The organism is Micromonospora sp. NPDC049799, assembly GCF_040656655.1.
Taxonomy (GTDB): Bacteria; Actinomycetota; Actinomycetes; order Mycobacteriales; family Micromonosporaceae; genus Micromonospora.
The window spans coordinates 1-5,596 of sequence record NZ_JBFAMU010000332.1 but is presented as its reverse complement, the minus strand read 5'-3'; the positions used below and the strand labels follow the sequence as shown (position 1 = coordinate 5,596).

At 69.9% G+C, this 5,596-nt stretch carries 5 protein-coding genes and 3 tRNA genes; 7 read left to right on the top strand and 1 reads right to left on the bottom strand.

Annotation, left to right across the window (positions count from 1 at the left end):
* The first annotated feature begins 579 nt into the window (after positions 1 to 579).
* From AB0I76_RS21335 to AB0I76_RS21320, 4 genes are all read left to right on the top strand, one after another.
* Complete coding sequence (locus tag AB0I76_RS21335; protein WP_357038120.1) at positions 580 to 1,383, top strand: fumarylacetoacetate hydrolase family protein; 804 nt, start codon at positions 580 to 582, stop codon at positions 1,381 to 1,383.
* Positions 1,384 to 1,490: 107 nt separating this feature from the next.
* Positions 1,491 to 1,562, top strand: a tRNA-Gln gene (locus AB0I76_RS21330).
* A gap of 134 nt (positions 1,563 to 1,696) precedes the next feature.
* Positions 1,697 to 1,769 (top strand) — tRNA-Glu (locus AB0I76_RS21325).
* A gap of 230 nt (positions 1,770 to 1,999) precedes the next feature.
* Positions 2,000 to 2,072 (top strand) — tRNA-Glu (locus tag AB0I76_RS21320).
* A 153-nt stretch (positions 2,073 to 2,225) separates the two neighbouring features.
* Here the strand turns inward: AB0I76_RS21320 and AB0I76_RS21315 are convergent.
* Positions 2,226 to 2,912 (bottom strand): IclR family transcriptional regulator, encoded by a 687-nt coding sequence (locus AB0I76_RS21315; RefSeq protein ID WP_357038117.1) that lies wholly within the window; start codon positions 2,910 to 2,912, stop codon positions 2,226 to 2,228.
* Positions 2,913 to 2,961: 49 nt separating this feature from the next.
* Between AB0I76_RS21315 and leuC the strand changes: the two genes are divergently transcribed.
* From leuC to AB0I76_RS21300, 3 genes are all read left to right on the top strand, one after another.
* Positions 2,962 to 4,407, top strand: coding sequence for a 3-isopropylmalate dehydratase large subunit (gene leuC / locus AB0I76_RS21310; RefSeq protein WP_357038114.1), 1,446 nt, complete (start codon positions 2,962 to 2,964; stop codon positions 4,405 to 4,407).
* Positions 4,408 to 4,422: 15 nt separating this feature from the next.
* A complete protein-coding gene (leuD, locus tag AB0I76_RS21305; RefSeq protein ID WP_357038111.1) occupies positions 4,423 to 5,010 on the top strand; it encodes a 3-isopropylmalate dehydratase small subunit in 588 nt (195 codons plus the stop codon).
* Positions 5,011 to 5,182: 172 nt separating this feature from the next.
* The coding region (locus AB0I76_RS21300) for an HU family DNA-binding protein (protein WP_357038108.1) at positions 5,183 to 5,596 on the top strand (414 nt) is incomplete at its 3' end.

Sequence of the window (5,596 nt, the reverse complement as noted above, 5' to 3'; positions counted from 1 at the left end):
GCCGGTGCTGGCGATGACTTTGCCAATGTGGGGGAACAGGTGTGAGTTCATCATTTCATCCATGAGTTTCAAGGAGGGCGGCGTACAGGGCAGTGATCTCCATGACTGCCGCCTCGTATGCTAGTACAGGCTTTCGCAAACGGGCCAATGAATGGATCAAATTTTTTGCAGTGCGGGGCGCAACGGGAAAAGCCCGACCTTTTCAGGCCGGGCTATTGGTAAACGTCGCGCCTGCGTGTGAATTTACCTCAAGCGTGATGAACGTTTTGCTGACAACCCCACCGCCGCCGCCGCGGGTGGGGCCACCGCCGGCAGTGCCGGAACGGCGGCGAGGATGCCGAGGCAGTGCACGAACACTGCGAGGGCCCTGTGGTGTCGTGTCGATGCAGGCATACGAACGAACCTCCGGAGCCGACGCTAGGGGCGCGGTCTGTTCGTGTGGGTGAGAAGGCGGGAAGTCCGCCCCGCCGGGCCGGATCCGACGTAGGCTGCGCCGCCGGTCGTCCCGTCCGCGGTGGCCCTGGTCGCGTCCGTCGTGGCCCGGGTGGGCCGGTTCGTCGTCGGGGCTAGTGTTGCCGGGTGCGTATCGCTCGTTTCGCTCATGCCAAGGGAATGTCGTTCGGGGTCGTCGAGGGCGAGGCGGAGGCCGGCCCGGCCGGGCTGACCATCGCCGAGATCGAGGGCCACCCGTTCGGGCAGATCCAGTTCTCCGGCGCCCGGTGGGCGCTCTCCGACGTCCGGCTGCTCTCGCCGATCCTGCCCAGCAAGGTCGTCTGCGTCGGCCGCAACTACGCCGAACACGCCGCCGAGCACGGCAGCGAGGTGCCGAAGGAGCCGCTGCTCTTCCTCAAGCCCTCCACCTCGGTCATCGGCCCCCGGGACGCCATCCGGCTGCCGATCTTCTCCAAGCAGGTGGAGCACGAGGCGGAGCTGGCCGTGGTGATCGGCGCTCCGGGCGCCCGCCGCGCCGACCGGGCCGCCGCCGAGCGGGCCATCTTCGGCTACACCTGCGCCAACGACGTCACCGCGCGGGACCTCCAGCGCACCGACGGCCAGTGGACCCGCGCCAAGGGCTTCGACTCGTTCTGCCCGATCGGGCCGTGGATCACCACCGGCCTGGACGTGACCGACCTCGAGATCCGCTGCGAGGTGGGCCGCAACCCGGAGGAGATGGAGGTCCGCCAGATCGGCCGGACCCGGGACATGGTCTTCGACGTGCCGGCCCTGGTGTCGTACGTCTCCCACGTGATGACGCTGCTTCCGGGCGACATCGTGCTGACCGGCACGCCGGCGGGGGTTAGCCCGCTCACGGAGGGGGATACGGTCACCGTCCGGATCGAGGGCATCGGGGAGCTGAGCAACCCGGTGGTCCCCGTCGCCTGATCCGGTCATCAACCCTGTTTCCGCAGCTCAGAGGCGGTTTCGGGGTATCGATTTGGCCTCCGGGCACCGGGAAGGTAAGGTTTGTACCCGGCGCCGCAAGGGGCCGATGGGGTATGGGGTAATTGGCAGCCCGACTGATTCTGGTTCAGTTAGTCTAGGTTCGAGTCCTGGTACCCCAGCGCAATCGACGTTCGGAAGAACGTCGATCGCTGGATTCTGATGGAGTTCGGCACCCGCCTCGCCAAAGGCGGGCGACGGGTCTGGTAGAGTTCGGCGGCGCCGCTCGCGAGGGCGGTGCAGCAGGGAAGGTTCTGGCCCCGTCGTCTAGCGGCCCAGGACGCCGCCCTCTCAAGGCGGTAGCGCCGGTTCGAATCCGGTCGGGGCTACAGAAGCAGTGACAGCCCGTTCCACTCGTGTGGGACGGGCTTCGTCGTGTCCGGGCCTTCGTGTCCGGCCTCGCCGGTCGTGCGGGCTTGCGTGGTCGTGCGGGCCTTCGTGGTCGCGTTCCGGCCCGGCGTGCGGAGCCGACCGGGCGGCCCCGTCGTCGAGGGCGGGACCGGTGCCGCTAGACTACTGCCGCACCGTTCGTCAGGGCGGTGAAGCAGGAAAAGTGCCTGGCCCCGTCGTCTAGCGGCCCAGGACGCCGCCCTCTCAAGGCGGTAGCGCCGGTTCGAATCCGGTCGGGGCTACAGATCGCAACGGTCCGTCTCGCATCCGCGAGGCGGGCCGTTTCATGTCCTGCGCGGCCGGTGATCGACTCGACGTCAGTGACATCGGGGTGTCCGGGCGACTGCGACACCCCGACGTCACTGACGTCGAGTCGATCTTGTCCCGTCGGCGGGTTACAGGCCCGAGAGGCGTTGGCCGGCGCGGACGACGGCCATCGCGTGGCGTTCGCCGGGGCGGCGGCCGATGCGCTCGATGGGGCCGGAGATGCTGATGGCGGCGATCACACGGCCGGTGCGGTCGCGGATCGGCGCGGAGACGCTCGCCACACCCAACTCCCGCTCGGCGACGCTCTGCGCCCAGCCGCGACGGCGTACCTCGGCGAGGGTGCGACCGGTGAACTTCGACCGGGGCAGCAGCGGCATCACCGCCTCCGGGGGCTCCCAGGCGAGCAGGATCTGCGCCCCCGAACCGGCGGTCATCGGCAGCACCGAGCCGACCGGAACGGTGTCCCGCAGGCCGCTGGCCCGCTCGGCGGCGGCCACGCAGATGCGCTCGTCGGCGCGGCGCAGATAGAGCTGGGCGCTCTCGCCGGTGGCGTCCCGCAGCGCGGCGAGCAACGGCTCCGCCGCCGTCAGGAGCACGTCCGGCGCGGCGTTGGCCAGCTCACCCAGGCGTGGGCCGGGGCGCCAGCGACCCTGGGTGTCCCGTACCAGCATCCGGTGGATTTCCAGAGCCTGCGCGAGCCGGTGCGCGGTGGCTCGGGGCAGCTTGGTTCGTTCAACGAGTTCGGCCAGGCTGGCGCCGTCGACACAGGCGGCCAGGATGACCACCGCCTTGTCGAGAACGCCGACACCGCTCATACTGTGTCCCACAAGCCGAAACTTACCTCCCAGAATTTAGGATGTCCAGATGGTGGGAGTCACTCCTGAGCCGAGGACCCTGGCCGAGAAGGTCTGGGACGCGCACGTCGTACGGTCCGTCGCGGGCGAGCCCGATCTGCTCTTCATCGACCTGCACCTGCTGCACGAGGTGACCAGCCCGCAGGCCTTCGACGGGCTGCGCCTCGCCGGTCGCCCCGTCCGCCGCACCGACCTGACGATCGCGACGGAGGACCACAACACCCCGACCGGTTACGCGGACCCGTCGTTCCGCTCGCGCCGCGGCGATCTGCTCACCATCGCCGACCCGACCTCGCGTACGCAGATCGAGACCCTGCGCCGCAACTGCGCCGAGTTCGGCGTGAAGCTGCACCCGCTGGGCGACGAGAACCAGGGCATCGTGCACGTGATCGGCCCGCAGCTCGGCCTCACCCAGCCGGGCATGACGATCGTCTGCGGCGACTCGCACACCGCCACCCACGGCGCGTTCGGTGCGCTCGCCTTCGGCATCGGCACCAGCGAGGTGGAGCACGTGCTGGCCACCCAGACGCTGCCGCAGACGCGACCCAGGACGATGGCGGTGAACGTCACCGGCCAGCTCGGCCCCGGTGTCACCGCCAAGGACCTGGTGCTCGCCCTCATCGCACAGGTCGGCACCGGCGGCGGTCGCGGGCACATCGTCGAGTACCGGGGCGAGGCGATCCGGGCCCTCTCGATGGAGGGCCGGATGACGATCGCCAACATGTCCATCGAGTGGGGTGCCAAGGCGGGCATGATCGCGCCGGACGAGACCACCTTCGCGTACCTCAAGGGGCGGCCGAACGCCCCCACGGGCGCCGACTGGGACGCGGCGGTCGCCTGGTGGCGGACGCTGCCCACCGACGAGGGCGCGACGTTCGACGCGGAGGTCACCCTCGACGCGAGCCGGATCACGCCGTTCGTCACATGGGGCACCAACCCGGGTCAGGGCGCGCCGCTGGATGCGGCCGTGCCGGAGCCGGCGGAGTTCGTCACCGAGGCGGAGCGGACCGCCGCCCACCGCGCGCTGGAGTACATGGGCCTCACGCCCGGCACCCCACTGCGGGACCTCGCGGTCGACGTGGTCTTCGTCGGCTCCTGCACCAACGGTCGCCTGGAGGACCTGCGCGCCGCGGCCGACGTGCTGCGGGGCAACACGGTCGCCGACGGCGTGCGGATGCTGGTGGTGCCCGGTTCCGCGGCCGTGCGCGAGGCCGCGGAGGCCGAGGGACTGGACAAGGTCTTCACCGACGCCGGTGCCGAGTGGCGCTTCGCCGGCTGCTCGATGTGCCTGGGCATGAACCCGGACACGCTGTCCCCGGGCCAGCGCGCCGCCTCCACCTCCAACCGCAACTTCGAGGGCCGCCAGGGCCGGGGCGGACGCACCCACCTGGTCTCCCCGCCGGTCGCCGCGGCCACCGCCGTGGTCGGTCGCCTGGCCGCTCCCGCCGACCTGTAGAAGGGGAAACCGCTGATGGACAGGTTCACCACCCACACCGGCACCGCCGTGCCGCTGCGCCGTTCCAACGTGGACACCGATCAGATCATCCCCGCCGTGTACCTCAAGCGGGTGACACGGACCGGTTTCGCGGACGGCCTGTTCAACGCCTGGCGGGAGGACCCGGAATTCGTCCTGAACGATGCCGCGTATTCCGGTGCGTCGATTCTGGTGGCGGGTCCGGAGTTCGGCACCGGGTCGTCCCGCGAGCACGCAGTGTGGGCGCTGCGCGACTGGGGCTTCCGGGCCGTCATCTCGCCCCGCTTCGGTGACATCTTCCGGGGCAACGCCCTCAAAGAGGGTCTGCTCCCGGTCGAGTTGGAATTGAAAGCGGTCGAGGAGATCTGGCATCTCGTCGAGGCCGACCCGACCACGCCGGTCACCGTCGACCTGACCGCGCGGGAGGTCCGGGCCGGGAACGCCACCTGGTCTTTCCCCCTGGACGACTTCAGCCGCTGGCGTCTGATGGAGGGCCTGGACGACATTGGACTGACCCTCCGGCACGAGGCCGACATCACCGCCTTCGAGGCGTCCCGCCCCTCGTTCCTGCCGTCGGTCGCATAGCCGTACGCCCCATCGCACAGCGGATTTCGCCCCCGCCGGTCCTGCCGGTGGGGGCGAATCCGTTGCGACACAAGGGCTTTTTTCCTGCGAATGTTTGTGTCCCGGCAGCACAGGGCATACCGTGCGCGCAGAATGGCTCGCGTCGGGTTAGTTGCACAATCGGGAGGAAGTCGTGAACAAGGCCGAGCTCATCGAGGCGCTCGCCGTTCGCCTGGGGGACCGGAAGACGGCGACGGCCGCGCTCGACGCGGTTCTCGCTGAGGTCCAGGCGGCGGTCACCAAGGGCGAGAAGGTGGCGATCACGGGATTCGGAGCGTTCGAAAAGCGCGTCCGGGGTGCCCGAACAGCACGCAATCCGCGGACCGGTGAGGCGGTGAAGGTCAAGAAGACGTCCGTCCCGACCTTCCGCGCGGGTGCCGGCTTCAAGGAGATGGTGGCCAGCGGCAAGGTGCCGAAGGCCACGGCGGCGGCGAAGAAGACCGCCACGGCCGCCACCAAGGCGACCGGCGCGAAGGCGACCGGGGCCAAGGCGACCGGCGCGAAGGCGACCATCTCCTTGAAGCCGGCACCCGCGCGGAAGGTCGGG

Coding starts and splice junctions, on each gene's coding strand:
- leuD (WP_357038111.1), top strand. CDS start 4,423: ATGGACAGGTTCACCACCCACACCGGCACCGCCGTGCCGCTGCGCCGT.
- leuC (WP_357038114.1), top strand. CDS start 2,962: ATGGTGGGAGTCACTCCTGAGCCGAGGACCCTGGCCGAGAAGGTCTGG.
- AB0I76_RS21315 (WP_357038117.1), bottom strand. CDS start 2,912: ATGAGCGGTGTCGGCGTTCTCGACAAGGCGGTGGTCATCCTGGCCGCC.